This is a genomic window from Halpernia humi (assembly GCF_900108025.1).
Classification (GTDB): Bacteria; Bacteroidota; Bacteroidia; order Flavobacteriales; family Weeksellaceae; genus Halpernia; species Halpernia humi.
In genome coordinates this window covers 309,949-334,966 of record NZ_FNUS01000002.1, presented here as the reverse complement: position 1 = coordinate 334,966, position 25,018 = coordinate 309,949, and the positions used below count along the sequence as shown (strand labels likewise).

The 25,018-nt window shown below is 32.5% G+C and carries 28 protein-coding genes and 1 tRNA gene; 7 read left to right on the top strand and 22 right to left on the bottom strand.

Features of this window, described 5'->3' with window-relative positions; translation table 11 throughout:
• Positions 1–32: 32 nt before the first annotated feature.
• The 3 genes from clpX to greA are packed head-to-tail and all read right to left on the bottom strand — an operon-like array spanning position 33 to position 2,119.
• Positions 33–1,196, bottom strand: coding sequence for an ATP-dependent Clp protease ATP-binding subunit ClpX (clpX, locus tag C4S29_RS06505; protein WP_103913331.1), 1,164 nt, complete (start codon positions 1,194–1,196; stop codon positions 33–35).
• Between the two features lie 38 nt (positions 1,197–1,234).
• Entirely contained in the window at positions 1,235–1,624 is a 390-nt protein-coding gene (locus tag C4S29_RS06500; protein ID WP_103913330.1) for an HIT family protein, read from the bottom strand.
• Positions 1,625–1,648: 24 nt separating this feature from the next.
• Entirely contained in the window at positions 1,649–2,119 is a 471-nt protein-coding gene (greA, locus tag C4S29_RS06495; protein ID WP_103913329.1) for a transcription elongation factor GreA, read from the bottom strand.
• Positions 2,120–2,216: 97 nt separating this feature from the next.
• On the opposite strand from greA, the gene C4S29_RS06490 reads away from it, so the two are divergent.
• Positions 2,217–2,669 (top strand): Rieske (2Fe-2S) protein, encoded by a 453-nt coding sequence (locus tag C4S29_RS06490; RefSeq protein WP_103913328.1) that lies wholly within the window; start codon positions 2,217–2,219, stop codon positions 2,667–2,669.
• 10 nt (positions 2,670–2,679) lie between these two features.
• A complete protein-coding gene (dtd, locus tag C4S29_RS06485; protein ID WP_103913327.1) occupies positions 2,680–3,129 on the top strand; it encodes a D-aminoacyl-tRNA deacylase in 450 nt (149 codons plus the stop codon).
• A gap of 256 nt (positions 3,130–3,385) precedes the next feature.
• On the opposite strand, the gene C4S29_RS06480 is transcribed toward dtd, so the two are convergent.
• The 4 genes from C4S29_RS06480 to nusB form a co-directional block, all read right to left on the bottom strand.
• On the bottom strand, positions 3,386–4,681 hold the full coding sequence (locus tag C4S29_RS06480; RefSeq protein WP_103913326.1) for an APC family permease: 1,296 nt from the start codon (positions 4,679–4,681) through the stop codon (positions 3,386–3,388).
• Between the two features lie 239 nt (positions 4,682–4,920).
• Positions 4,921–5,241 carry a preprotein translocase subunit YajC gene (gene yajC / locus C4S29_RS06475; RefSeq protein WP_103913325.1) on the bottom strand — a complete coding sequence of 107 codons (321 nt, stop codon included), beginning with the start codon at positions 5,239–5,241 and terminating at the stop codon, positions 4,921–4,923.
• A 10-nt stretch (positions 5,242–5,251) separates the two neighbouring features.
• Positions 5,252–5,728 (bottom strand): DUF1573 domain-containing protein, encoded by a 477-nt coding sequence (locus tag C4S29_RS06470; RefSeq protein ID WP_103913324.1) that lies wholly within the window; start codon positions 5,726–5,728, stop codon positions 5,252–5,254.
• Positions 5,729–5,819: 91 nt separating this feature from the next.
• Positions 5,820–6,728, bottom strand: coding sequence for a transcription antitermination factor NusB (gene nusB, locus C4S29_RS06465; RefSeq protein WP_103913323.1), 909 nt, complete (start codon positions 6,726–6,728; stop codon positions 5,820–5,822).
• A 59-nt stretch (positions 6,729–6,787) separates the two neighbouring features.
• Between nusB and C4S29_RS06460 the strand changes: the two genes are divergently transcribed.
• From C4S29_RS06460 to C4S29_RS06450, 3 genes are all read left to right on the top strand, one after another.
• Positions 6,788–8,449: an ABC transporter ATP-binding protein gene (locus C4S29_RS06460; protein ID WP_103913322.1), complete on the top strand. Its 1,662-nt coding sequence runs from the start codon at positions 6,788–6,790 to the stop codon at positions 8,447–8,449.
• A gap of 101 nt (positions 8,450–8,550) precedes the next feature.
• A complete protein-coding gene (locus C4S29_RS06455) occupies positions 8,551–8,886 on the top strand; it encodes a DUF3276 family protein (RefSeq protein ID WP_103913321.1) in 336 nt (111 codons plus the stop codon).
• Positions 8,887–9,090: 204 nt separating this feature from the next.
• Positions 9,091–10,002 carry a c-type cytochrome gene (locus C4S29_RS06450; RefSeq protein WP_103913320.1) on the top strand — a complete coding sequence of 304 codons (912 nt, stop codon included), beginning with the start codon at positions 9,091–9,093 and terminating at the stop codon, positions 10,000–10,002.
• Here C4S29_RS06450 and C4S29_RS06445 read toward each other — a convergent pair.
• The 6 genes from C4S29_RS06445 to C4S29_RS06420 all read right to left on the bottom strand — a co-directional run bounded on the left by C4S29_RS06445 (position 9,999) and on the right by C4S29_RS06420 (position 13,154).
• Positions 9,999–11,123, bottom strand: coding sequence for a DsrE family protein (locus C4S29_RS06445; RefSeq protein WP_103913319.1), 1,125 nt, complete (start codon positions 11,121–11,123; stop codon positions 9,999–10,001). The genes C4S29_RS06450 and C4S29_RS06445 overlap by 4 nt on opposite strands.
• 166 nt (positions 11,124–11,289) lie before the next feature.
• Positions 11,290–11,363 (bottom strand) — tRNA-His (locus C4S29_RS06440).
• A 38-nt stretch (positions 11,364–11,401) separates the two neighbouring features.
• Positions 11,402–12,121, bottom strand: a complete 720-nt coding sequence (gene bshB1 / locus C4S29_RS06435) for a bacillithiol biosynthesis deacetylase BshB1 (RefSeq protein ID WP_103913318.1) — start codon at positions 12,119–12,121, stop codon at positions 11,402–11,404.
• A 70-nt stretch (positions 12,122–12,191) separates the two neighbouring features.
• A complete protein-coding gene (locus C4S29_RS06430) occupies positions 12,192–12,491 on the bottom strand; it encodes a type II toxin-antitoxin system RelE/ParE family toxin (RefSeq protein WP_103913317.1) in 300 nt (99 codons plus the stop codon).
• Positions 12,479–12,703 (bottom strand): hypothetical protein, encoded by a 225-nt coding sequence (locus tag C4S29_RS06425; RefSeq protein WP_103913316.1) that lies wholly within the window; start codon positions 12,701–12,703, stop codon positions 12,479–12,481. The genes C4S29_RS06430 and C4S29_RS06425 overlap by 13 nt, the downstream gene beginning before the upstream one ends.
• A 169-nt stretch (positions 12,704–12,872) precedes the next feature.
• Entirely contained in the window at positions 12,873–13,154 is a 282-nt protein-coding gene (locus C4S29_RS06420) for a hypothetical protein (RefSeq protein ID WP_103913315.1), read from the bottom strand.
• 346 nt (positions 13,155–13,500) lie between these two features.
• Between C4S29_RS06420 and fumC the strand changes: the two genes are divergently transcribed.
• Entirely contained in the window at positions 13,501–14,895 is a 1,395-nt protein-coding gene (gene fumC, locus C4S29_RS06415) for a class II fumarate hydratase (protein WP_103913314.1), read from the top strand.
• 138 nt (positions 14,896–15,033) lie between these two features.
• Here fumC and C4S29_RS06410 read toward each other — a convergent pair whose 3' ends face one another.
• The 9 genes from C4S29_RS06410 to C4S29_RS06370 all read right to left on the bottom strand — a co-directional run bounded on the left by C4S29_RS06410 (position 15,034) and on the right by C4S29_RS06370 (position 24,308).
• Complete coding sequence (locus C4S29_RS06410) at positions 15,034–15,744, bottom strand: hypothetical protein (RefSeq protein ID WP_103913313.1); 711 nt, start codon at positions 15,742–15,744, stop codon at positions 15,034–15,036.
• A 32-nt stretch (positions 15,745–15,776) separates the two neighbouring features.
• Positions 15,777–16,484, bottom strand: a complete 708-nt coding sequence (locus C4S29_RS06405) for an ABC transporter ATP-binding protein (RefSeq protein ID WP_103913312.1) — start codon at positions 16,482–16,484, stop codon at positions 15,777–15,779.
• Positions 16,485–16,502: 18 nt separating this feature from the next.
• On the bottom strand, positions 16,503–17,966 hold the full coding sequence (locus tag C4S29_RS06400) for a DUF5687 family protein (protein WP_103913311.1): 1,464 nt from the start codon (positions 17,964–17,966) through the stop codon (positions 16,503–16,505).
• Positions 17,967–18,013: 47 nt separating this feature from the next.
• Entirely contained in the window at positions 18,014–19,663 is a 1,650-nt protein-coding gene (locus C4S29_RS06395) for a DNA repair protein RecN (protein WP_103913310.1), read from the bottom strand.
• A gap of 70 nt (positions 19,664–19,733) precedes the next feature.
• Positions 19,734–20,639: a type IX secretion system protein PorD gene (gene porD, locus C4S29_RS06390; RefSeq protein WP_103913309.1), complete on the bottom strand. Its 906-nt coding sequence runs from the start codon at positions 20,637–20,639 to the stop codon at positions 19,734–19,736.
• A gap of 193 nt (positions 20,640–20,832) precedes the next feature.
• Positions 20,833–22,032 (bottom strand): bifunctional phosphopantothenoylcysteine decarboxylase/phosphopantothenate--cysteine ligase CoaBC, encoded by a 1,200-nt coding sequence (gene coaBC / locus C4S29_RS06385; RefSeq protein ID WP_103913308.1) that lies wholly within the window; start codon positions 22,030–22,032, stop codon positions 20,833–20,835.
• Positions 22,033–22,220: 188 nt separating this feature from the next.
• On the bottom strand, positions 22,221–22,544 hold the full coding sequence (locus tag C4S29_RS06380) for a DNA-directed RNA polymerase subunit omega (RefSeq protein WP_103913307.1): 324 nt from the start codon (positions 22,542–22,544) through the stop codon (positions 22,221–22,223).
• A gap of 41 nt (positions 22,545–22,585) precedes the next feature.
• Positions 22,586–23,581, bottom strand: coding sequence for an outer membrane protein assembly factor BamD (locus C4S29_RS06375; protein WP_103913306.1), 996 nt, complete (start codon positions 23,579–23,581; stop codon positions 22,586–22,588).
• A 100-nt stretch (positions 23,582–23,681) separates the two neighbouring features.
• Positions 23,682–24,308 (bottom strand): TetR/AcrR family transcriptional regulator, encoded by a 627-nt coding sequence (locus C4S29_RS06370; protein ID WP_103913305.1) that lies wholly within the window; start codon positions 24,306–24,308, stop codon positions 23,682–23,684.
• 80 nt (positions 24,309–24,388) lie between these two features.
• Here C4S29_RS06370 and C4S29_RS06365 point away from each other — a divergent pair, with 80 nt between their 5' ends.
• A complete protein-coding gene (locus tag C4S29_RS06365; RefSeq protein WP_103913304.1) occupies positions 24,389–25,015 on the top strand; it encodes a TatD family hydrolase in 627 nt (208 codons plus the stop codon).
• Positions 25,016–25,018: the final 3 nt, after the last annotated feature.

Below are 25,018 nucleotides of genomic sequence, written 5' to 3'. Positions count from 1 at the left end.
AAAATTATGGCTAAAAGGGTCTAAACACTGTTTTAAAGCTGTAGATTTTTATCTAAAGTGTCTATATCATACATATAATTTTCTAACACTTTTTCTGTTGTTCCCCGCAAACCTCTTGCGCCCAATCCTTTTTCTAAAGTCTCTTCTACAATTTTCATTATACTTTCTTTTGAGAAATTTAGATTTACACCATCCATTTTAAATAGTTCAACATATTGATTTACGATTGAATTTTTTGGCTCAGTCATAATTCTCATCATTGTTTCTTTTGTGAGTTTATCTAAATATGTAATAATCGGGAAACGGCCCAAAAGTTCTGGTATTAATCCAAATGTTTTTAAATCTATTGCGTTTAACTGGCTTAATATATAATCTTCCTCCTCAATTTTATTTAATTTTTCTGCGCTAAAACCTATCGCTTGCTTATTGAGTCTTCGTTCGATAATTTCCTTAATCCCATCAAAAGCGCCGCCTGCGATAAACAGAATATTTTGCGTATTCACTTGTATGTATTTTTGGTCTGGATGCTTTCTTCCCCCTTGTGGCGGTACATTCACAATACTACCTTCCAAAAGTTTCAGCAAACCTTGCTGCACGCCTTCACCAGAAACATCCCTCGTCAAACTTGGATTATCAGATTTTCTCGCAATTTTATCAATTTCATCTATAAACACGATTCCCTTTTCCGCCCTTTCCACATCAAAATCCGCCACCATCAAAAGCCTAGATAAAATACTTTCCACATCTTCTCCCACATAGCCCGCTTCCGTTAAAATCGTGGCATCCACAATACAGAAAGGCACATTTAATTCCCTTGCTATTGTTTTTGCTAAAAGCGTTTTTCCCGTTCCAGTTTCGCCAATCATAATGATGTTGGATTTCTCAATCTCCACTTCCCGATTCTCATCTTTCGCGTGCAACAATCTTTTATAATGGTTATAAACAGCTATAGACATTTGCTTTTTTGCCTGCTCTTGCCCGATGACGTATTGATCTAAAAATTTCGTGATTTCTCGCGGTTTTTTTAGTTCCTCTAAATTTTCGGCTGGTGCAAACTTGCTTTTCCCTTCGCCTTCTTTTACAATTGCGTGCGCTTGTTCGATGCAGTTTTCGCAGATAAATCCTTCTTTGCCAGAAACCAGCATTTGCACTTCATTTCTTTTTCTACCGCAAAAAGAACATTGGTTTGAATTCATAATATTTTTAAATTAAAAATCAGCCATTCAACTAATTTTTATGCATTTTTAATTAAGTTTTTTGTTCGTTCGTATTCATCTTTTGAAAATTTTAAACGAACATTTTTAAAATTCATATCATCCATTTTATTTAATGGAATAAGATGAATGTGTGCGTGAGGAACTTCCAGACCTACTACGGCAAGCCCAACTCTTTTACAAACAATTGCTTTTTCTATTTTTTTCGCGACTTGTTGCGCAAAACCAAACAATTCTTTAAAATCTTCACTTTCAATATCAAAAATTTTATCGGTTGGTTTTTTGGGAATTACCAAAGTATGACCTTCCACCAACGGCATTGCATCTAAAAAAGCCAAAAATTTCTCATTTTCCGCAATTTTATAGGCAGGAATTTCACCGTTGATGATTTTTGTAAAAATTGTTTCCATTTTTTAATCTCTATTTTCAAAAAATTAAATGCTAATATTTAAAATTTCAAAGGATAATTTATTACCATTTGGCAAAACTATCTCTGCAGTTTCTCCAATTTTTTTGTTTAATAAACCTTTTGCAATCGGTGTACTGATGGAAATTTTCCCCACTTTAATATCACTCTCATTATCGGGAACCAAAGTGAATTTTTGCTCTTTTTTTGTGTCTTTATTCAATAAAGTAACCGTCGTCAACATAGAAACTTTTGACGTATCGAGATTCGTTTCATCTATAATTTTAGCATCTGCTAAAATATTTTTTAGTTTAGAAATACGCATTTCTAGCATGCCTTGTGCTTCTTTGGCAGCATCGTATTCAGCGTTTTCAGATAAATCACCCTTATCGCGTGCTTCTGCAATTTGCTGTGTAATTCTTGGTCTCTCAATGGTTTCCAACTGCTCCAATTCGGTTTTCATTTTAGTAAAACCTTCCTGTGTTACATAATTTGCCATTTCTTTTTTTGTTTAATGTGGATAAAAAAAATAATCCGACATTTGCCGGACAATATCTTTTCTTGATTTGTAGTTACAAAGATATAAATTTATTTTAATGAAAACGAATACTTACCATTTTATAAATACAATAATACTGATTTTCAGCGCTTTAATAATCACTAATGCTTGTGGTAACCGAGAAGAAACAGTAAGTTGCTTCCCAAACTCACCCATAAATGTGACTTTAAATTTAAGCCTTCCTGCTTATCAAAACCTTCAAAATGTGGGCGGCTATATTTATGTAAATGAGCAAAGTAGCGGCACGAGAGGTTTAATTGTCGTTCGTTCTACCAATTCTTTTAAAGCGTACGACAGAAATGCACCACACATTTGTCCGGATACAAACACCACTTTAGAAGTTCGAAACACTACAAAAATTGTTTGCCCAAAAGACGGCGCAGAATGGATATTAATTACGGGTGAACCGGTAAAAATTTCTCAAGTTCCACCAAAAACTTATCCTGTAAATTATGATTCTTCTACGAATACTCTAACTATTTATAATTAAATTTAACTAAATGAAAACCGTTATCCAAAGAGCTTCTGAAGCAAAAGTAGAAGTTGAAAACAAAACTGTCGGTAAAATTTCAAGAGGTTTTCTGCTATTAATTGGCGTGGATGAACAAGACGAAAAAGAAGATGCGGATTGGCTCATTCGAAAAATATTAGATTTAAGAATTTTCAGCGATAATGAAGGAAAAATGAATCTTTCCATAAAAGATATTTCCGGTGAAATCCTTTGCATTAGCCAATTTACTTTAATCGCAGATTACAAAAAAGGCAACCGACCTTCTTTTATAAAAGCTGCAAAACCACAAAAAGCCTTAGATTTATTTAATTATTTTAAAACCGAAATTGCAAAATCTGGTTTAAAAATTGAAAGTGGCATTTTCGCGGCAGATATGAAAGTGTCTTTGGTAAATGATGGACCGGTCACTTTGGTTTTTGATAGCAAAACGAAAATTTAATTTAAAAAAATATTTTTAGAAATAAGATTTAAAATAGTACTTAGAAAATTAAGTTTTAAAAGAAAAAATTTACTTGTATAATTAAACCACCATTTTGAATTTCCGTAGGAATCTAAGCCTTAAAAATATTGCATATATTCCAACGGAATAAAGATAATTCTAACCTTGCTATTAAAAACAAAACTTTACGCGTCCGTATTTAAACCAGAAAAAAACCTGTGTCATCTGCAAAACTTGCGAGAGCATATTTCCAAAATTATTTTGAATTTTTTGAACGATGTTTCTGATAAAAATATTCCGCTACAAAGCAAAAAATAATAATTCCTGCAGCAGTAAAAATCCCCACTTGATTATCGGAATACTGTTCAATAATTAGAGAAACAACGGCAATTCCACACAAAATAAAACCAATTAAAGGAATTACTTTATTACCGTTAATATCTTCAGATTTTTTAAAAGCCACAAAATTTACCACGCCAAAAATTAAAATAAATGAAATACTTCCGGCTGTAGAAATACTTTCGATTTTTAAAATATTGGTTAAAATTAATGTAGAAACTGCGGTAATCATTAAGCCAATCGGTTTTGCCCAAAACTGGTACAGAAAATTTTTTGGTAATTCTTCGTCTTCGGCAATTTCGTAATTCACGCGACTACCGCCCAAAAGTGACGCATTTATCGCCGAAAAAGTGGAAATAAGTGCCGTTATTGTGATGATTACGAAACCCGTTTGTCCCAACATTGGTTTTGCGGCTTCGGCTAAAACGTAATCTTTTGCCGTGGAAATTTCTTTAAAAGGCAAAGTTCCGACCGTAATAATAGCAATTAAAATATAAAGCAAAATCACAAATCCCACGGCAATATAATAAGCACGCGGAATATTTTTTTTCGGATTTCTAATATCCGGTGCTGCATTAGCAATGAGTTCAAAACCTTCATAGGCCACAAAAATCACCATTCCGCCGGCAAATAATTTGATGGGATTTTCCCAGTTTTGAATATTTAATTGAGATATATTTTCATTTCCAATCAAAGCATAAGCGCCCAAAGCTACAAAAGTGACTAGAATTACTAATTTTATCACAACCGCAAAAGATTCTACTTTCCCGACAATTTTGATGCTGTAATAATTAATACCAGTCGCAAAAATAATAATAGCTGAAGCATAAATATGAAAATTCATTCTACCTTCCGGAAAAATTTTAAATAAATTGGGCGCATAAGAGCCAAACGCCGAAGCGTAAAGCGATAGCATAATGATGTAACTGATCCAAAGCAAATTATTCACGCCACCCGAAAAAACTGTTTTCCCAAAACCTTGATTGATAAATTTCACAGTTCCACCATTATCCGGATAAGCGCCTGAAAGTTTTACATAACTGTAGCAAGTAAGCATCGCCAAAATGCCTGCAACCAGAAATGCAACGGGCGTTCCACCTTTTGCAAGTGAAACAGCCAAGCCAAGAACTGCAAAAATTCCGCCGCCTACCATTCCACCAATTCCGATGGAAATGGCTTCTAATAAACCAATTTTTTCTGAATCTTTTGCCATTTTATGAATTTTAACCTTTACAATTTAAGAGAAAAAAATGGAATTTTACCATTTAGGATTATTAAGTTGCGGAAAACTTTAAATTTATTTCTAACTAATATTTAACCCTAATTTTATCATTCTTTATTAAAGATGACGAAAATACTTTTTAATAAAAAAATTCCAACACATTTCTGTATTGGAATTATTTTAGTAACGCACTAAAGAACAAAAATTTGTGACTTTGTGGTTTAAAAATCTTATTTTTTCACTTCCGTCGTGTCAGGAAATCGCTGTTGCGTAAATTCTCTAGAAATTGCTGCTTTTTCAAATTTTATTTTGCCAGCCATTGTTTCAATAATTACGCCGTCTTCCATCACTTGTGCAATTCTGCCTTGAATTCCAGACGTCATTACCACTCTTGAACCTACTTTTATAGTTTCTTGGAAGGTTTTTTCTTGCTTCTGTTTCTTCATTTGTGGGCGAAGGATAAATAAATAGAAGCCTGCAACCATTGCAATTAAGGGCAATAATAACGACTGTAATCCTCCTCCTGCTTGTAAAAATATTGTTGAAATCATTTTTTTATTTTTATTTTTTAATATTTGCCGTAAAATTTAGTGCAATTGGTGCTTTGCTTACATTTGCGAAAACGTTCGCCGTTTTGTGAACCACACCCTCAAAATTTTCTGAATTAAATTTTAATGTGATCTTTCCTTTTTTTCCAGGTAAAATTGGCTCTTTCGTGAATTCTGAAACCGTACAGCCACAAGTTGGGCTTACCTGAGAAATGATTAGCGGATTTGTGCCGGTATTCGTAATTTCATAAGTATGGCTTTTTACATCGCCTTTTTTAATGGTTCCAAAATCAAAAGTATCTTCTGAAATCGCAACGTTGGTTAAAGGTTTAGATTGCGCCTCTTTTGCTGCTGCCTCATTTGGATTAACCGGTGATGCCATCGCAGTATCAATATGCAACTGATCAGCAGGTTCGCTTTTTTTCTTACAAGATTGTGCCATTGCAACTACTAAAAAACCTATTGCTAATGCTTTAATTGTACTTTTCATATCTAGATTTTATTATTTTTAATGGTCGTATATTTATAACCTAAATCTTCATTTTTGTTTGTTCGCACATTTTATAATGGCAATTTCAAGACTAAACTCTGTTTTTATCTTTTATGTATTTATCTAAAATACCGTTTACAAATATATTAGATTTTTCGGAGGAAAATACCTTAGAAATCTCAATATATTCATTCATAATTACCGCCGATGGTGTGAACGGAAAATAATCCATTTCTGTGATGGCGGCGATTATTATTATTTTGTCTATGAGTGAGATCCGCTCCAAATCCCAATTTTGCAAGCGCTCTTTTACTTTTTCTTCTGATTCTTGCAAATGGCTGATGGCATATTTCAATAAATTTTTTGCAAAATCTACATCTTCATCATTTTTGAACATTTTGATTAAAGTGTGGCTGCTTTCGTTGGGTTTAAGAAAACCAACTGTTTTTTGTATCATTGAATTTGCGATGTGAAAATCATCAGCCCAACTCAATTCTTTTTCTTCTAAATGCTCATGAAAATGTTCGTTTTCTGCAATGTAACGCAAAAATAATTTCCCAATAAATTTTTGGTCATCTTCAAAAGAGTAAGAATTTTCATCTGACATAAAATCTTGGTAGCGTTTTCCCGCTTTTATGCGCTGAAAAGTTCTCACCAATAAATCATCATATAAATCCCATTTTAATTCTAAATGCTTGGAAGTGAAGGATAAACGCTCCGTATTTTCTTCCAATTGCTGCAAAACTTTATTATTGATAAACTTTTGATTGGGATTAATGGTGGATTCTGTTTTGATGAATTTATGTTTGCCAATTTCTATCTGCTGCTCTGCAACATTTTTTAAACCCACTAAAAAATTAAGTTCATAAATATAAAGATGATATATTTTTTCTATCTGCGAAATCATATTTTTTTCCAAAATATCTGCCGCAATTGGGTTTTGATAAAAAGAATAAAGTGTTTCCACCACTTTCTCGCGAATTTGTCTTCTGCCTAACATTCAATGAACTTTTTTGATGCTGCAAAGATAATATAAAAATTTGTAATTTTGCCGTTCTTATGAATGCTTTAAAAACTCTAAATCCCTATTTTCTTAAACATAAACTCCTGCTTTTTTACGGGTTTATATTCATTATTTTAAGCAATTTTTTTAATATTTACAAGGTTCATTTCATTGGCGATTCTGTAAACGAAATTGCTAATTTTAAGAATACAGGTTTTAATGAAACCGTTCTAATTAATGTAGGCATCATCATTGGCTCTTCACTTCTGACGGGCTTTTTCACTTTTATGATGCGCCAAACCATCATTGTTGCTTCTCGAAAAATTGAATATGAACTAAAAAATAAAATATATAGACATTATCAGGAAATTTCTATCACCGATTATAAAAAAACCACCATCGGAGATTTGCTCAACCGCTTGAGTGAAGACGTTGTGGCGATTAGAATGTATCTCGGCCCTGGTGTAATGTATATTGCTAACCTTTTGGTATTGGTCTCTATCACTACATTTTATATGTTGCGAACGGATGTTTCTATGACTTTATGGACCTTGATTCCGTTGCCCATATTATCTTACGCTATTTATAAAGTGAGTTCCATCATCAATAAAAAATCCAAAATAAAGCAAAAAAGCCAATCGGCAATTTCCACTTTTGTGACGGATAGTTTTTCGGGAATTCGCGTGATTAAATTTTTTGCAAAAGAAAAATACATCGAGCAAAATTATAGCGATAAAGTGCGAGATTACCAAGACAAATCTTTGGATTTAGCCAAAACTGAAGCCTACTTTTTCACCATCATTATTTTTGTAATTGGTTTGCTTAATGTCGCAATTCTATTCATTGGCGGACAAAAATATATTTCTGGACAAATGAATGTCGGCACGATTGCAGAATTTTTTATGTACATCAATATTCTTATTTTTCCGTTCTCTATGCTCGGCTGGGTAACTTCTATTAACCAAAGAGCCGATGCCTCAATGCAACGCGTGAATGAATTTATGGATATGAAATCCGAAATTATAAACACCAATTCTGCCACTTACGACATCAACGGAGAAATCGAATTCCGAAATGTTTCTTACACTTACCCAAATACAGGCATTAAGGCTTTAGACCATTTATCTTTTAAAATTGGCGCCGGAAAATCGCTTGCCATTATGGGGAAAACTGGAAGCGGAAAATCTACAATCGCCTTACTTTTGAGCCGATTAATTGATCCAGACGAAGGTGAAATTCTCATCGACGGGCGCAATTTAAAAGACCACAATCTGAAAGTTTATCGCAATAACATTGGTTATATCCCACAAGAAAGTTACCTTTTTTCGGATACTATCGAGAATAATATTGGTTTCGCTTTAGACCATCCATCACATAAATTAGTAGAAGAAGTCGCCAAAACTGCCGATGTTCACAATAACATTATCGGTTTTAAAAATAAATATGATACGATGGTGGGCGAACGCGGCGTGATGCTCTCTGGAGGACAAAAACAGAGAATTTGCATCGCAAGAGCCTTGATAAAGCAGCCTAAAATTTTGATATTTGATGACTCACTTTCCGCTTTAGACACCGAAACAGAAGAAAATATTTTGAAAAATATTGACGAAAAAATCAATAACACCACCAACATTATCATAACGCACCGAGAATCCAGCGCAAAAAGAGCTGATAAAATTCTCCATTTAACGCCTATAAACGAGCTTGAATTAGTTTAATATTTTGATATTCAATTATTTAAATAAAATTTTAAAATAATTTTGAGATTAAAAGAATTCTTTTATATTTGTTAAAACAAGTTTGCAAAAAATAGCGAAAAATGAGCGATTACAAAGAAAGAAATGAAAATGAAATTTTCACAAAAGTTTTAAAAGCAGGAAGGAGAACCTATTTTTTTGATGTGCGAGAAACCAAAGCCGGCGATTATTATCTGACAATCACAGAAAGTAAAAAAAGTTTCGGTGAAAACGGTGCTACTTCTTTCGAAAAACATAAAATTTACCTTTACAAAGAAGATTTTGCCCAATTTGGCGAAATGTTCACCGAAGCATCCGATTTTATTATAGAAAATAAAGGCGAAGACGTCATCTCGGAAAGGCACGACAAAGATTTCAAATCAAAATCTTTCACCATAGATTCTGAAGACGAAATTTAAAAAATACAAAGAGCATTTAATTTATTAGATGCTTTTTTTTATGGCGGACCATTCGCGCTATCCGCTATATCCTGCCGACGCGGGGATGCCGCTCCTATCGCGGCCGCAATTGGTTGCTGATTTTATCATCTTTTTTTTAAACCAAAATTAGATTTGTATCAAATATTTAATCAAAAAAAACTAAATTTACTTTAAATAAAAAGTATGAAAAGTTATTTTCTAGTGCTATTTCTCACAGTATTTTCTTGTTCCAAGAAAGCGGAATCCATTTCTAATTCAGAAATGCAACCTTCTGAAATACAAAAAAATATAGTTTACGGAAAAGAACTTATTCTCAATACATCAAAATATTTTGGACCAAACGGAAGTATTTCCCAACATTCAAATGGCATGAATTGCACCAATTGCCATCTTGATGCGGGAACAAGAGATTTTGGAAATAATTATAAAGCCGTTTTTGCGAATTATCCAAAATTTAGAGCAAGAAGTGGGAAAATAGAATCTTTAGAAAAAAGAATTAACGACTGTTTTCAGCGGAGTTTAAATGGCGAAGCATTGCCCAAAAATAGCCCAGAACTTCTCGCAATGATGGTTTATATTAATTCTGTCGGCCAAAACGTTCCAAAAAACACCACGCCAAAAACCTCTGGCATTACAAAATTAAAATTATTAACAAGAGCCGCAGATCCAGAAAAGGGAAGTATCGTTTACAATCAACAATGCATGCAATGCCACGGAAACAATGGGCAAGGCGTTTTGTCGCCAAATAAAACGGGCGATTATTTTATATATCCGCCACTTTGGGGTAAAAATTCTTATAACACTTCTGCCGGACTGAATAGAATAAAAAATCTTTCTGGTTTCATTTATGAGAATATGCCTTACAATTTGGCGAGTCACAACAAACCAATTCTTACGCAGGAAGAAGCGTGGGATGTTGCGGCTTATATTATTTCTAAAACCCGCCCTGAAAAATTCTTCAAGGAAGATTGGCCTAATCTAAAAACCAAACCAATTGACTACGCTTTTGGACCTTTCGCAGATTCTTTCACAGAAAAACAGCATAAATACGGCCCGTTTCAGGCCATGGATGATTTTAGAAAAAAGAATAATTAATCTTTATCATTTAATTGATAGAGCACAAAACCTTGCGTTTGATAGTTTGAAAGCGCCGTTTTTGCAGAAAATGCTTCTTTCACGTTTTCTGTAATATCATTTAATGTCAAGCCATCCCAAGTCATTAATTGTCCGCAAACCACAAATTTCACACCTTTGCTCTGCATTTGTTTTATTAATGATAAATTAGGATTTTCTACTTTATATTTTTCTTTGTACGAATTATTATTCAACAAAAAATCAATTGCGCTTCCGTGCACGACTACTACTATATGCAATTTCTCTGGCGAAATGCCTGAAGCAACATGGAGATTCATAATTCTACCGGCTTCTATCAAAGAAGAATTTTCATTTTTAAAAGCGGTTTCTTTAGTGTTTTTAGTACTAAAATTGGTAATTTCAAACAGAATTTTATAATCTTTGGAAACATCTGGCAAATCATTTACTTCTTTTGGCTTCACCACAGAAATCCACATTGGACCAGTAATAAAAGGTTGAAAAAACTCGACGATGTAATCTTTCACAATATTTTTTCCTAAAGGTAAAATGGCGCTATTTACCCTTTTTTGACTTTCAAAAGCGATTAATTTCTTTGCATCTGTATAAGATAAACTATCAGTTTTCTTTTTAGAAAGTTGATCTATAAAACCATTAGCCATTTTTTGAAAAGAACTTACCATTTTTTCATCAAAATACTTTGCAATATTCGTCTTGGCTGGACCATTCATTTTATTAAAATCTCTCGAAAAATTTTCTGTAAATGTCTTTTTAAATTGATTTCCTTGCGTGGGATCTGCAATCATAGCTTCTGCAAAACTCTTGAAAGGCAAACTTTCTTTCGGGAAATTTTCATTTTTAGAATAATTTTCTAAACCTTGATAATTTTTCTGCAACAGATAAATCGTTTCTGCACCATCCGAAAATGTTTGTGTTTTTTCATTAATTTCGAGTGGCGCGATTTCTAAAACTAGATTATTGAGGTTTTTTTCAAAATCTTTTGGGTTAGAAAATGACGCAGAAGGGAAATAAAATTTTTGATTTTCTTTTGTATTTTCCTTCGTTTGAGCAAATATAAAGCAAGAATAAATCGAGAAAAATAAAAAAAGTAGTTTGGTTTTCATAAGGCAATTTTTAATAATCAAAGGTATGGCTAATTTTAAATATTTTTATAAAAATTCGATTCAATTAGAAAAACCAAAGTACTAAGTAAAAATCTAAAATAAAAGAGCAATACAATATTATAAAAGCATAAAAAAAAGTGTCCCGAAAGGAACACTTTTTATTTTGGGTGGATGATGGGGCTCGAACCCACGACCTTCGGTACCACAAACCGACATTCTAACCAACTGAACTACAACCACCGTTTTTCAGAAGTGCAAATATAGCACTTTCTTTAAAATCAACAAACAATTCCGTCAAAATTTTTGAATGCTAATAACTTTTCTGTTGTAAATCCTTCTGCGAAATCTACACCCGACAACCTACCCAAATCTTGGGCTCTGTAAGTGAGACTTTCTAAGAAATCCTTTGTTGCAATTGGTGTAATTGGCTCTGTGCTTTCTGGGTCGTAAAACTGAGTTTTATAAGCCAAACACGCTTCTATTTTTTTATCTATAAAATTAGAAATATCATACACAAAATCTGGTGTAATGTGTTTCCATTGAATGTAATGAAAAATTTGCTTCGGTCGCCAAACTTCTTGATTTTCGCCGTTCAATTCTGTTTCTATTTTTTTTAATCCTGCAAGAAAACAAGCATCAGAAACCAATTTCGCGGCTTTCGCATGATCCGGATGCCGATCATCAATCGCGTTACAAAATAAAATATCTGGTCTATATTTCCGGATAATTTTTACGATTTGCATTTGGTATTCGTCAGAATTTTTTAAAAAACCATCCTTCATTCCTAAATTTTCTCTGTGAGAGATTCCTAAAATTTCACATGCCGCTTTTGCTTCTTGCGCTCGGGTTTCGTCGGTTCCGCGCGTGCCGAGTTCGCCGCGGGTTAAATCTACAACTGCAACGCTCTTTCCTTCTGAAATTAATTTGGCAAGTGTACCGCCGCAACCTAATTCTACATCATCTGGATGTGCGCCAATGGCTAAAAAATCTACTTTCATTGTGTAAAGATAATTATTTTGAAAACAAAAATCCACTCAAAAAATTTGAATGGATTTAATATTTTGAAAACTATAATTTCAAATCTTCAGGATTCATTTTATTTGCCCAAAAAGAAATTATTTCTATAATATTTTCATTGATTCTATAAAAAATAGAATAATTGTATAAAACTAACACCCTTCTAACTTCATCTTTTGTTCCTTCTACAATTTGTCCAATTAATGGATTATCTTTCAAAAGTGATTCGGTGTAAATCACCTCATTAACTATTTTTTTAGAATAGGTTGTAGATTTATTGTTCTCTATCCAAAATTCTAAAGTCTCGAAGTATTTTTCTTCGGCTTCATCTGTCCATTTTACTTGGAACACAAAAGTTTTGCTTTACGATGAACATTTTCACTGGAATTTAACAATCCATTTTTAGCCTGATTTAAACCTTTTTCTATTGATTGCATTTCTTGTTCAGAAACGTTCACTTTTTGATTAGTCTCTGTATTTTCAAAAGAAATTTTCATTTTTCTTAAAAGACTTTCAAGTAAAGATTGCTCTTCTTGTGAAGATGTTTGGATAAGAATTGCCATAATTTTAAATTATTTTGTAAAGATAATTAATTTCTTTTTTATAAAAACAAAACTAAATTGTTTTAAAAGATATTCTACTGTAAAACAAAAATCCACTCAAAACATTTGAATGGATTTAATATATAGAGTTTCGCTTGTGGCAATTCTTGCATAGCGAAGAATTGCTTTTTTAATGCGCTGCGTGCGAATCGTGCAAATAAGGACCGTGTCCTTTTGGTTCGTTGTAAATTACCTCGTAACCTTCTTTTTCGTATAATTTTTTAAATCTAACTTCTTCCGGATCAAAAGGTTTAGACTTTCCAAAATATTCCCAAAGTCCTTCTGTTAACCACAATGGAATAACAAAACCGAAAAACATAAAAATACACCAAAATCCAACTAGGAACATTGCTACAAAGTAAACCGTCCATAAAAATTGGTAAAAAGGCCAAAAAGCAGATAACATTATCATTGTAATAGAATTTAGGCAAAAATACTTTAAAATTTCTTTTAGGCAAAAGTTTTAGATGCAAAATTTATCATTTTGTTTAGATTTTAGAAATGTGTAAATTCGTGCTGGAAATTTTTCGCCAATTTAAAATGTTGAAAAATAGAAAAACCCTCGAAATTTAGCCCCGATTGAAGTGGAAATCCTTTTTATTTTTTTTAAAATAAAAAGATTGTAGCGGAAAGCGGGACGAAACTTGAAACAATAAACAAACGTCTTGCTCCTAATAATTAAAATAAAAAATAACTTTAACCGGAGGATTTGCAATTTTTCAACAGATTGCTTCGTTCCTCGCAATGACTAAAACAATATGAATTTAAGAACAGAACACGACACGATGGGCGATGTGCAAGTGCCAGCAGATAAATTTTGGGGCGCACAAACCGAGCGATCCAGAAATAATTTTAAAATTGGCGAAGAAGCCTCTATGCCGAAAGAAATAATTGAAGCATTTGCGTATTTGAAAAAAGCGGCGGCTTTTACCAATGCAGAATTAGGTGTTTTATCCATTGAAAAGCGTGATGCAATTGCAAAAGTTTGTGATGAAATTTTAGAAGGAAAATTAGCCGACCAATTTCCGCTTGTGATATGGCAAACTGGCTCTGGAACGCAATCTAACATGAATGTGAATGAAGTAATTTCAAATAAATCCCACGTAAATTCTGGCGGAAAATTAGGCGAAAAAGCAGAAGTTCACCCGAATGATGATGTGAATAAATCGCAATCCTCAAACGACACTTTCCCAACAGCTATGCACATTGCAGCCTATAAAAAAGTAGTGGAAACTACAATTCCCGGTGTTGAAAAATTACGCGCGACTTTGCATGAAAAAGCAACAGCATTCAAATCTATTGTAAAAATTGGTAGAACGCATTTGATGGACGCAACGCCACTCACTTTAGGCCAAGAATTTTCTGGTTATGTGGCGCAATTGGATTATGCTTTGAAAGCGATAAAAAATACTTTGGAGCATTTGCACGAACTCGCACTGGGCGGAACTGCGGTTGGAACTGGCTTGAACACACCGAAAGGTTATGATGTTTTAGTAGCGAAATATATTGCAGATTTTACTGGTTTGCCTTTCGAAACGGCACCAAATAAATTTGAAGCTTTAGCAGCGCACGATGCAATTGTGGAAACGCACGGCGCGCTGAAACAATTGGCGGTTTCTTTGTATAAAATTGCGCAGGATATTCGTTTTTTGGCTTCTGGACCGCGTTCTGGAATCGGTGAAATTCATATTCCTGAGAATGAACCGGGTTCTTCTATTATGCCTGGAAAAGTAAATCCAACACAAAATGAAGCACTAACAATGGTTTGCGCACAAGTTTTAGGAAATGATGTGACGATTTCTTTCGCAGGAACGCAAGGAAATTATGAACTGAATGTTTTTAAACCTGTAATGGCTTACAATTTTCTACAATCTGCGCAACTTCTAGGCGACGCCTGTGTGTCTTTTAACGACCATTGCGCCGTTGGAATTGAACCAAATTTGCCAAGAATAAAAGAGTTAGTTGACAAATCTTTAATGCTTGTAACGGCTTTGAACACGCACATTGGTTATGAAAATGCCGCAAAAATTGCAAAAACAGCACACAAAAACGGAACGACTTTAAAAGAAGAAGCCATCAATCTTGGACTTTTAACCGCTGAACAGTTTGATGAATGGGTGAAACCGGAAGATATGGTGGGTGGATTGAAGTAGGTTTAGGTTTAGGTTTAGGTTTAGGTTTAGGTTTAGACAAAATTAAAAAAAGCGGATTAAAAATTTTAATCCGCTTTTTTTTGTTTTCTAATACAATATTAAATTAAACATAAAATCATCTATCTTTCACAAACACTTTTAATTAGTCTTATTAGTCCATGTGGCTATTACATATAATTTATTGCGGATAATTACTTTTAAAACAGTTTCATTATCTAAAATCTGAAGTTTATATTGATAATTATTTTTTTGAACTATTTTCCAAGTTGAGATTAATTTTTGATTCTGAATTATATGGTTTAAAGATGCTCTTGTGCCAACTTCGGGTATTATATCAACAAATGAATCCGAAATAAACTCTTGGTATTCAAAATCATTTAAATTATCGATTGTATTAAACCCGATGAAATTCGGTGTCTGAATGTATGGATTAGAAAGTTCATAACTCATATGACCGAAAACTAATTTGCTAAGAACTTTTTTCAAAACTGATTCATCAAAATGAATAGTTAAAACACCGTTGTTTTCAGTAATATTTGCCTCTATTTTATTTTTTAAATATTTTTTTTGATTTAGAATATTTTTGATTTTTTTTCTTTCAATTTTTTCAATATTTTTTGTTCCAGCAACTAAATATTCAATAATACAAGCGAAATATTCTTCATCAGTGGAAAAACTTTGGTTGCAATCGTAACAACAAAATACAATAGGAAGATTCTCTGGAAAAGGTTCGTCTAAAAGAACTTTTGATGGAATATGATCTTTTGTTTTATTATTTTTAAATGAATTTTGACAATAACAACAAATATTGTCATATCTCTCGTCATTTTGCGGATGCACTTGTTGCATGATTCATATAGAATTATTTTTAATAAAATTGTCTAAACTACAACCGATTCCGCGAAAAAACTTTCCAATTCTTTCAAAGTTTCTGGATTGGTTTGGATATCTTTCACCAACTCACCTTTGTTTAAAACGACAATTCTATTGCTCACTTCCGTCGTGTGCGCTAAATCGTGACTGGAAATAAGAAATGTAACCTGAGAATCTTGCGACCATTTTCTAATTAAATTTTTAAGTTTAATTTGTGTGGAAGGATCAAGGTTTGCAAAAGGTTCATCTAAAATAATAATTTCTGGTTTGCCTATTAATGCGCCAACAACGCCTACTTTTTTCTGATTTCCCTTAGATAAATCTCTTACATATTTTCCAGCATTAATAATTTCTCCATTAAAAAAATCTGAAAATTGTTTTAAAAATTCGTCAACTGAGGCTTTATTTTCACCGCGAAGTTCACCGATAAAATAAAAATATTCTTCTGGCGTGAGATAACCAATTAAAAAAGATTCATCTACAAAAGCAGACACTTTGGTCTTCCAGTTTTCGGATTTTGCTACATTTTCGCCATCAATTAAAATCTCACCAGAACTGGCCTGAATTAAATCTAAAAGCAAAGAAAAAAGCGTCGTTTTTCCCGCACCATTATTTCCCACTAAACCAAAACTTTCGCCTTTAGGAATTTCAAGATTTTGAATGTTTAACACTTTTTTATCGCCGTAAACTTTTGAAATATTTTTTATAGAAATCATAATTTTAGTTTTTTGTGTTTAATCTAATTTTTTGAACGCAGACAAAGTTGAATATTTTTCAGTTTTATAAGTTTTGACAATTAAATCAAAAATTTTATCGCGTAAAAGGAAACCAATAAAACCAATAATCGCAATTGCAATAACCGCTGCAGTTAAACCCAAGAAATATTTCACGCCTAGAAAAACACCAATCGGAACCAGAAATTGCGGGATAATTAAAAGGAAATTTTTAATATTAAAATTATTTTGTCCGTTAGAAAATCCTTTCGCTGCAGAATTCAAATCAACTGGTCTTTTGTTGAAAGCACCTGCAAAAAGCGTCACATAGGCATTCACACCCAAATTATACAAACCTGCCGCGAAAATAGCGAAGTAATATTCCCAACCTTGGTAAAATCCATAAACGGTTGCAAGAAGCATAGAAATTATTGTTGCAATTACAACCAACCACCATTTTGCCTTTAAATATTCTTTATAAGGCACATTTTGCGTCATCATCAAGGAATAATAAGAACTGTCCCAAGCAGGCACTTTTTGCCCGAAAACAATCATAAAACCGCCAGTAATAAAAATCCCAGGAAAAATAGGTGGAATTACGTTTTTACTACTTATGAAAAACAAACCGTAAAACAAAAAGAAAACACCACTTAACGCGGCTCCTTTTGCGGCTTTACTTCGTTTTATCAATTTTAAATCATTATTTAAAAATGTTCCAACTGCACCGAATTGATTTAAAAACTCAATATTTTCTGTCTTTCCAACAGATTTTTTAAGTTCTAAACCTTTGTCTAAATACAAGTTACTTTTAATGAATTTAAAAACTAAAACACCGAAAACAATTGCAATTACCAAAGGAATTAAAAACAGAAAATGAAGATTATAAAAATTCAGAAAAAACTGTTCTGAAAAAGAAAAAATATCTATTATTTTAAAATATTGCAGCGCTGCAAAACTGATCAATACTGCAAAAACTGCGTACATCAAATAATCATTTTTGTTGATGATAATGTTGATAAATGTATTAATCACAACCAATGAAAGTGCTGCAACAACCAAACTGAAAACAGAAACAATCGGGAAAGTGCCGTGAAAAATCAAAAGTGCCACAAAAGGAATAAGAAAAAGCAAAAACGCCCAACTAAAAAAAGAACTTAAAATTTTCACCAAAGTATATCTGGTAATAACATTTTTCTTAATATTCTGCGTGAGCAAAGGCTTTACATTATTTGTAGGCATTTGCTGCCAAAGAAATTTTAAAACCAAATCGCCAACAAAAATAGCCAAAAAATATCTAGAAAATAAATTGATGGGACCTTTTCCACCTTCTATTCCAAAATAAAACAGCCCAAAAGCAGCGCTTATTAATATTCCCGAAAAATAAAGCATTAAAAAAACGGTTGCAATTTTCATCGCAATTCCTGACGCAAAACGCGGGCTTCGAAAAAAACTCTTTATTTCGAGATTGAGAAATTTTTTAAACATTTGATATTTAGTTTATTGGTTGCAAAATGATAAAAAAAGTTACAAATTTACCCTATCAATTCTTTCGCTTGCAAAACAGCCGCTTCCGTAATCTTGCTACCAGAAAGCAATTGCGCAATTTCTTGCAATTTTTCGGCTTCGTTTAAAGAAATGATATTCGATTGCGTTTTGCCCGCAATATCTTCTTTCACCACTTTGTAATTATTGTTTCCTTTTGCGGCCACTTGCGCAAGATGCGTGATCACAATTAACTGTAAATCTTTCGCCATTTCCTGCATCACATTTCCCATTTCTTCGGCAATTTTCCCAGAAACGCCTGTGTCGATTTCATCTAAAATTAAACTTGGTAATTCAGAATTTTCTGCCATTATTTTTTTAATTGAAAGCATCACACGACTTCTTTCGCCACCAGAAATTGCGTTTTGAATAGGCATTAAAGGAAAACCAGAATTCGCCTGAAATAAAATCTGAATACTTTCTTTTCCAAAAGTAGATAATGTTTCAGTTGGAATTAATTCTACTTCAATCTTGGCTTTTTCTAAACCCAATTGTTTGATGATTTTTTCAATTTTTTTAATGAAAATTGGGATGATTTTTTTACGGTTTTCACTTATAATTTTAGCAGACTTTTCTAAATCTTTTTGAGAATTTACTAAATCCTCATTCGTTTTGGCAATTTCATTTTCTAAATCTAAAAATTGGGATTGATTTTCTGAAATCTGATTTCGAATCTCAATTAATTCTTCAACAGAATTTACGTTGTGTTTTAGAAATAAAGAATTTAATTTGTTGGTTTTAAGGTTTAATTCTTGCAATAATTCGCCGTTAATATCCATGTTTTCGGCTTCATCTTCCAGTTCCAAAATTAAATCTTTCAGTTCCAGCCACACTTCTTCTAGACGTTGTTTCGGGTTTTCGAATTGGTGAGAAAGTTGTGAAATTTTATTTAATTTATTTCGAACTTCAGAAAGTTGTGCGAAAATTCCTAAATTTTCTTCCTCAAAATTTTGAATAATTTGGGCTAAATTTTCAGAAATTTCTTCCGCATTTTCTTGCGTATTGAGTTGATCTTGCAATTCCTCAAAATTGACTTGGTCTAAATCTGCCTCAAATAACTCATTAAGTAGAAAATCTTTGTAGTCTGCTTCTTTGTTTCCTTCTGCAAGTTGTGTTTTAAGTTTTTCTAAATGGCGTTTTAACTTTAAATAATCAGAAAATTGTTGTTGATAATTGGGCAATAAATTTTTATTTTCTGAAAGTCCGTCAATAATTTTAAACTGATAATCTTCATTAAAAATATTAGAAGTTTCAAACTGGGAATGAATGTCAATCAGCCTTTGCGACAATTCTTTCAAAATATCCAAAGTCACCGGAATGTCGTTTATGAAAGCACGAGATTTCCCGGTTGGTAAAATTTCACGGCGAATAATGGTGTGAGAATCGTAATCTAAATCGTGGTTTTCAAAATAATTTTTAAAATTATCATTTAAGTTAAATTCTGCTTCAACTATACTTTTTGAATCTGAATTTGATATGGATTTTAAATCTGCTCTTTCACCCAAAATTAAGCGAAGTGCACCCAAAATAATAGATTTTCCTGCGCCTGTTTCGCCAGTAATAACTTGTAAACCATTGTGTAAATTGATTTCAAGGCGGTCTATTAAAGCAAAATTTTGGATGAAAATTCTTGTGAGCATTCTTTATAACTGCAAATTGAGGTTAAGGTTGAGGTTTAGGAAAAGATTTTTTGGCTTTTTACTTTAGGATTTATTTCCACTTGTTCCATTTGCTTTCAATATCTTTCGGATCAAACGTGGACATTAAAGATTTGAGGTCGTTCATATTCACAGAACCATTATTATTGGTGTTGAAAATATTAAAAATTTCATCTTTTTTGGTATCGATAAATAAATTAAAAGGATAGTTTAGTTGAAAATTATTTTCATAAGTTTTCAATTGCATCAGTGAATTTGCAATATTTTGTTTCGCCGCGCTTTGATCCATTTTGCTTAAGTTATCTAAACCGGAGCGGTGATATACGTAAAAAGTATTACGCAAAACATTGCTGTTTTCATTTAAAATACCATCTATTAATCCTGCTCTCGTTCTCGGTCCTTCTACTACAGACCAACCACCAAAGTTTTGATTTTGAGAGTTTTGCGAAATTTTTTGCGCCTTCAAAAAATAATCTTGACCGCCACGAAACTTAAAACTATCGCCATCGTATCCTAAAATAGTGTAAACATAAAAACTTATCACGTCAATCAAATTTTTACCAGAAAACTGTCTTTCATTAAAAATTAAATTTTCATTTTCAATATAAGTAAACGAAAAATTGGTGTCGTTTAAATTTAAAAGTGGGCTTTCGTAGGTAGAGCCAAAAACTGGGCGAACGGCTTGCACCACGATGCTTCCTTTAAAGGAATTATTCGCTGGTCTTTCTGAAATAATGATTGAAAAATTACATTTTATTTTTTCAAAGTTTTGCAATTTTTTGCCCGTCCAACTGGTGTTGTTGATGAAATCTCGCAAACTTTTTTCTAAAGTTTTAAAAACCTGCACATTACTGCCGCCAATTTGGCTGTAATTCACTTGCACATTTGCTAATAGTTCTTGCGCAGAAAATGAAACAGAAAGGAAAATGAGTAGGAAAAACGTTGCAATTTTCTTCATTTATTTTTTTAAATTTTAAAACGGAAATATAAAGAAATTATTTGATTTTTCGTTTTGATAATCGATAAAATTTACGCTCGAAGATTGCGTGGATTATACAGATTTGCTATTTTTCTAAAACCATTATTCTACGGTATCTGTAAAATCTGCGAGAAAATGAAATAAATTATTTGATTTTCTTTAATCTAAAATTTTATTTCAAAATCTGGGTTTCTGCAAAGTCGAATATATCTTTGGCTACCGCTTTCTTAGATTTTAAAGAAAAATCTAAAATTTCATTTTTAGTAATTATTTTAATTTTATTGGTGTCTTTTTTAAAGCCTGCGCCATCATCTTGCAAAGAATTTAAAACAATCATATCTAAATTTTTCTTATTTAATTTTTGCTTGGCGTTTTGTTCTTCGTTATTTGTTTCCAAAGCAAAACCAACTAAAAATTGATGCGTCTTTTTCTCGCCCATCGTTTTTAAAATATCCGGATTTTTCACTAGTTCTAAAGTCATAAAATCTTCTGATTTTTTAATTTTTTCTGATGCTATTTCTTTTGGCGCATAATCTGCAACCGCCGCACTTGCAATGGCAATATCTGCACTTTCATAATACTCGAAAACTTTGGCGAACATTTCTTTTGCAGAGGTAATTCGGTGCAGTTCTATATTCTTATTTTCAATTTTTTGCGAAGTTGGCCCCGAAATAAGAATCACTTTTGCACCGCGTTTTGCGGCTTCTTCTGCTAAAGCAAAACCCATTTTTCCCGACGAGTGATTGCCGATAAACCGCACAGGATCGATGGCTTCATAAGTTGGGCCGGCCGTAATTAAAACTGTTTTTTCTGATAATTTTTTTTCAACCTTAAAAAATGAAATAATTTCATTTAAAATGCTTTCGTTTTCTGCTAATCTTCCTCGCCCTTCTAGCCCACTTGCCAATTCGCCAAATTCTGCAGGAATTATAAAATGCCCAAAATCTTCTGCTTTTTCTAAATTTTGCTGTGTTGATGGATGCTTATACATATCCAAATCCATCGCAGGCGCAATAAAAACGGGTGATTTTGCAGACATATAAACAGCGAGCAGCAAATTATCGCAAGCTCCATTTACAATTTTGGAAAGTGTGTTTGCCGTGCAAGGTGCTATCAAAATTAAATCTGCCCAAAGTGCCAATTCCACATGATTGTTCCAAGTGCCATTTTCTGAGTAAAATTCTGAATAAACGGGATTTCTTGAAAGTGTTGAAAGTGTTAATTTTGAAACGAAATTTTCTGCTGAAGGCGATAAAATAATTTGAACTTCTGCGCCCAATTTTATAAAATCTCGCACCAGAAAATTCATCTTATAAGCGGCGATTCCACCACAAATTCCTATTAATATTTTTTTACCTTTAAGTGAGGTCATATTTTAAAACTTGAGGACGAATTTACTTAAATTAAAATTAATTGAAGTAAAACAAAAAATTTAACATTAAGATTTTTGAATGGACTTAGTTCATAAGAGATGATGAAATTAATAATTTTCGCAAGCTACGACGCAAAAAAAATCCCAAAAGAAAACTATTGGGATTGATATTTATTAAAGAAAAAATATTATTCTTTTTCTTCTGTTTTGCGAAAATAAATTTCATCATCTAACCATTCTTTGATGGCGATAGAAGTTGGTTTTGGCATTTTTTCGTAATGCTTAGAAATTTCTATTTGCTCTCTATTTTCAAAAACCTCTTCCAAAGTGGCGTTGTGCACCGCGAATTCATCTAATTTCCCGTGCAATTCTGACCGGATTTCTGCATTTATCTGCTCTGCTCTTTTACCCATAATGACGATGGCTTCATAGATAGAGTTTACTTTTTTCTCGATTTTATCTTTATCGTAAGTGATGGTGCTTAATTCTGCTTGCGAATCTTTTATGCTCATTTTGAAGATTTTATTTTATTTGAAGTGTGCAAAGATACAACTTATCTTCTAATTTTAAAAGTAGCTGCTGGTTCTGGTGTTTGCAATTTTGCGCTGTCTCTTCTCATTTTGTTTGCCTTACTTTCTGCTTTTATTTGTGCTTTGGCCTGAGATTTTTGAGTTTCTTCTGCATCCAATTTTTCTTGGGAAACCTTTTGTTTCTTGGCAAACTCGGCTTTTTTTGCTTCAATTTCTGCTTTTATTTTTGCAAATTTTACTTTTTCAGCATTTAAGTCCTCTCGAAATTTAATTGCATCTGCAGAATATTCAGTATTTGGTAATTCGTTTTCCACAGTTTTGGTGTAGGCCAAAGCATTTGCTATACGTTCTTCTTTTAAATCAAATACAGAATTTAGCGCCAATTCATATCTAGATTTCATAATGTAATCCATGATTTTTGGTCTAAGTTTAGTCGCTGGGAAATCATTTAAAACATTTTCAAAAGTCACGTTTGCTGCTTTGTAATCAGCCATTTTAAAATATTGACGTGCATTTTCGTAGGCTTTAAATTCTAGTTTGTAAGACAATTCATCAATTAATTGGTTGATGTTTTTAGAGCGTTCAGAATTGGGATAAGTATTTAAAAAATCTTGTAACTCATTAATTGCCAATTCTGTGCTGGTTTGGTCTAAATTATAATCCATAGAACCCTCATAATAACAAAGCGCAGATAAATAAGACGCTTCTTCTTTCCGAGGATCATCAGGAAAATTTATAGCAAAATTCTTGAATTGATGACCCGCTAGTTTATAATTTTTATCATAATAATTGGCGTAAGCAGAATTAAAAACAACGTTTGGCGCGTCATCTGTGCCCGCAACCAAATTTGGAAGACGATCATATAAAGCAAGCGCGTCTTTCCATTTCTTTTTTGCAAAATTATCATTTGCAACTTTCAAAATAAACGCTTTATCTGCACTTTTCATTGCTTGATCTTGAAGTTTATTACAAGCAGTGAGTGCAAAAAAAGCAACAATTACGAGGATATATTTTTTCATAAATTTTAATATAAAAGCGCGAAAAAAGTTCGCCCAACTTTCAATCTGCAAAAATAGAATTTTTTTACCAATCCTTTTCTATTTAAGATACTTTAACTTTTTATTGTGGATTATAACCTAAAACTGCAAAAATTGTTGTCAGTAGATTTTCCTGAACTTTGCGTTCCGCATTGCTAAAATAAGCCTCTTCACTATCTCTGACGTACAATTCATAGAAATTTTTATTTCGAATAACAAAAAGTGAAGAACCCAAAATAATTGTTAAAATATCTTCCGCTTTTGGCATATTTGTAAAAACACCACTTGTTACTCCTTTTTTTACCACATCTTCTAATTTTGAAACACAAAGTTGGTAAAATGCCAGCAAATCATCTTTCAAATGTTCTGTATGGCGCAATTCCTGAGTTACAAAACCATGGAAATAATTATATTTAAAAAGTTGACGAATTAAAAACTTAATAAGTTCCTTCATCTGCATTTCTGGTCGGCCTTCTTTAATAGTTTCCGAAAATTCAGAAAAACCTTCTCTTGTTCTTTGCACCCGATATTGGTACAAATAAGACATCATTTTTTCTTTGGATCCGAAATAATAAGAAATCATCGCTACATTAATCTGCGCTTTTGAACAAATATCTCGAACAGAAGTACCCTCAAAACCCTTTTTAGCAATCAGTTCTTCTGCTACGTCTAAAATATGTATCTGTTTTTCAGTAAATTTTTTTGTCATTTATTGCCTTTTTGTAAAGTTATAAAAAATTGCCAATAAACAAACAACTGTTTAAATTTCATTTTTTTTATCTTTGATAAATGAGATTTTTTAATTTTCACAAACACCAATCTTCGGATTTTGGGATTTACAACTTAAGTTTGGGCGAAGAAATTCCCGATTTTATGTTTTCCGCAGGCATTCACCCAAAAGATATTTTAGAAGATTTTAAGGCTCAATTTTCTTGGTTAATGACTGTTGCAACGCACAAAAACTGTGTTGCAATCGGCGAATGCGGTTTAGATGCTTTGATTTCGTTTTCAGATGAATTGCAAAAAAAAGTTTTTCAGCAGCAAATAAGTTTGGCTAATGATTTACAAAAACCCATCATTATTCATTGTGTTCGAAAATTTCAAGAACTTCCAAACTTTAAAAAAAATGCTTCAGTTCCGATGGTGATTCACGGCTTTAACAAACGGGAAACAATTGGTAATAAATTATTAGCCGAAGGTTTTTATTTAAGTTTTGGTAAATCTCTCCTTCAAAACGTAGATTTGCAAGAATTTTTTAAAAAAGTTCCGATAAATAAATTATTTTTAGAAACGGACGCTTCAGAAATTGAGATTAATGAAATTTATCAAAAAGCATCAGAACTAAAGAATATTTCATCTGAAAAACTAAATTTGCAAATTGAAGAAAATTTAGAAGAAATCGGAATTTTAATTTAATAT

What these genes read in the sequence shown, in the direction of transcription:
- clpX (WP_103913331.1), bottom strand. Translation starts at nt 1,196, where the DNA reads ATGAATTCAAACCAATGTTCTTTTTGCGGTAGAAAAAGAAATGAAGTG.
- C4S29_RS06500 (WP_103913330.1), bottom strand. Translation starts at nt 1,624, where the DNA reads ATGGAAACAATTTTTACAAAAATCATCAACGGTGAAATTCCTGCCTAT.
- greA (WP_103913329.1), bottom strand. Translation starts at nt 2,119, where the DNA reads ATGGCAAATTATGTAACACAGGAAGGTTTTACTAAAATGAAAACCGAA.
- C4S29_RS06490 (WP_103913328.1), top strand. Translation starts at nt 2,217, where the DNA reads ATGAAAACGAATACTTACCATTTTATAAATACAATAATACTGATTTTC.
- dtd (WP_103913327.1), top strand. Translation starts at nt 2,680, where the DNA reads ATGAAAACCGTTATCCAAAGAGCTTCTGAAGCAAAAGTAGAAGTTGAA.
- C4S29_RS06480 (WP_103913326.1), bottom strand. Translation starts at nt 4,681, where the DNA reads ATGGCAAAAGATTCAGAAAAAATTGGTTTATTAGAAGCCATTTCCATC.
- yajC (WP_103913325.1), bottom strand. Translation starts at nt 5,241, where the DNA reads ATGATTTCAACAATATTTTTACAAGCAGGAGGAGGATTACAGTCGTTA.
- C4S29_RS06470 (WP_103913324.1), bottom strand. Translation starts at nt 5,728, where the DNA reads ATGAAAAGTACAATTAAAGCATTAGCAATAGGTTTTTTAGTAGTTGCA.
- nusB (WP_103913323.1), bottom strand. Translation starts at nt 6,728, where the DNA reads ATGTTAGGCAGAAGACAAATTCGCGAGAAAGTGGTGGAAACACTTTAT.
- C4S29_RS06460 (WP_103913322.1), top strand. Translation starts at nt 6,788, where the DNA reads ATGAATGCTTTAAAAACTCTAAATCCCTATTTTCTTAAACATAAACTC.
- C4S29_RS06455 (WP_103913321.1), top strand. Translation starts at nt 8,551, where the DNA reads ATGAGCGATTACAAAGAAAGAAATGAAAATGAAATTTTCACAAAAGTT.
- C4S29_RS06450 (WP_103913320.1), top strand. Translation starts at nt 9,091, where the DNA reads ATGAAAAGTTATTTTCTAGTGCTATTTCTCACAGTATTTTCTTGTTCC.
- C4S29_RS06445 (WP_103913319.1), bottom strand. Translation starts at nt 11,123, where the DNA reads ATGAAAACCAAACTACTTTTTTTATTTTTCTCGATTTATTCTTGCTTT.
- bshB1 (WP_103913318.1), bottom strand. Translation starts at nt 12,121, where the DNA reads ATGAAAGTAGATTTTTTAGCCATTGGCGCACATCCAGATGATGTAGAA.
- C4S29_RS06425 (WP_103913316.1), bottom strand. Translation starts at nt 12,703, where the DNA reads ATGGCAATTCTTATCCAAACATCTTCACAAGAAGAGCAATCTTTACTT.
- C4S29_RS06420 (WP_103913315.1), bottom strand. Translation starts at nt 13,154, where the DNA reads ATGATAATGTTATCTGCTTTTTGGCCTTTTTACCAATTTTTATGGACG.
- fumC (WP_103913314.1), top strand. Translation starts at nt 13,501, where the DNA reads ATGAATTTAAGAACAGAACACGACACGATGGGCGATGTGCAAGTGCCA.
- C4S29_RS06410 (WP_103913313.1), bottom strand. Translation starts at nt 15,744, where the DNA reads ATGCAACAAGTGCATCCGCAAAATGACGAGAGATATGACAATATTTGT.
- C4S29_RS06405 (WP_103913312.1), bottom strand. Translation starts at nt 16,484, where the DNA reads ATGATTTCTATAAAAAATATTTCAAAAGTTTACGGCGATAAAAAAGTG.
- C4S29_RS06400 (WP_103913311.1), bottom strand. Translation starts at nt 17,966, where the DNA reads ATGTTTAAAAAATTTCTCAATCTCGAAATAAAGAGTTTTTTTCGAAGC.
- C4S29_RS06395 (WP_103913310.1), bottom strand. Translation starts at nt 19,663, where the DNA reads ATGCTCACAAGAATTTTCATCCAAAATTTTGCTTTAATAGACCGCCTT.
- porD (WP_103913309.1), bottom strand. Translation starts at nt 20,639, where the DNA reads ATGAAGAAAATTGCAACGTTTTTCCTACTCATTTTCCTTTCTGTTTCA.
- coaBC (WP_103913308.1), bottom strand. Translation starts at nt 22,032, where the DNA reads ATGACCTCACTTAAAGGTAAAAAAATATTAATAGGAATTTGTGGTGGA.
- C4S29_RS06380 (WP_103913307.1), bottom strand. Translation starts at nt 22,544, where the DNA reads ATGAGCATAAAAGATTCGCAAGCAGAATTAAGCACCATCACTTACGAT.
- C4S29_RS06375 (WP_103913306.1), bottom strand. Translation starts at nt 23,581, where the DNA reads ATGAAAAAATATATCCTCGTAATTGTTGCTTTTTTTGCACTCACTGCT.
- C4S29_RS06370 (WP_103913305.1), bottom strand. Translation starts at nt 24,308, where the DNA reads ATGACAAAAAAATTTACTGAAAAACAGATACATATTTTAGACGTAGCA.
- C4S29_RS06365 (WP_103913304.1), top strand. Translation starts at nt 24,389, where the DNA reads ATGAGATTTTTTAATTTTCACAAACACCAATCTTCGGATTTTGGGATT.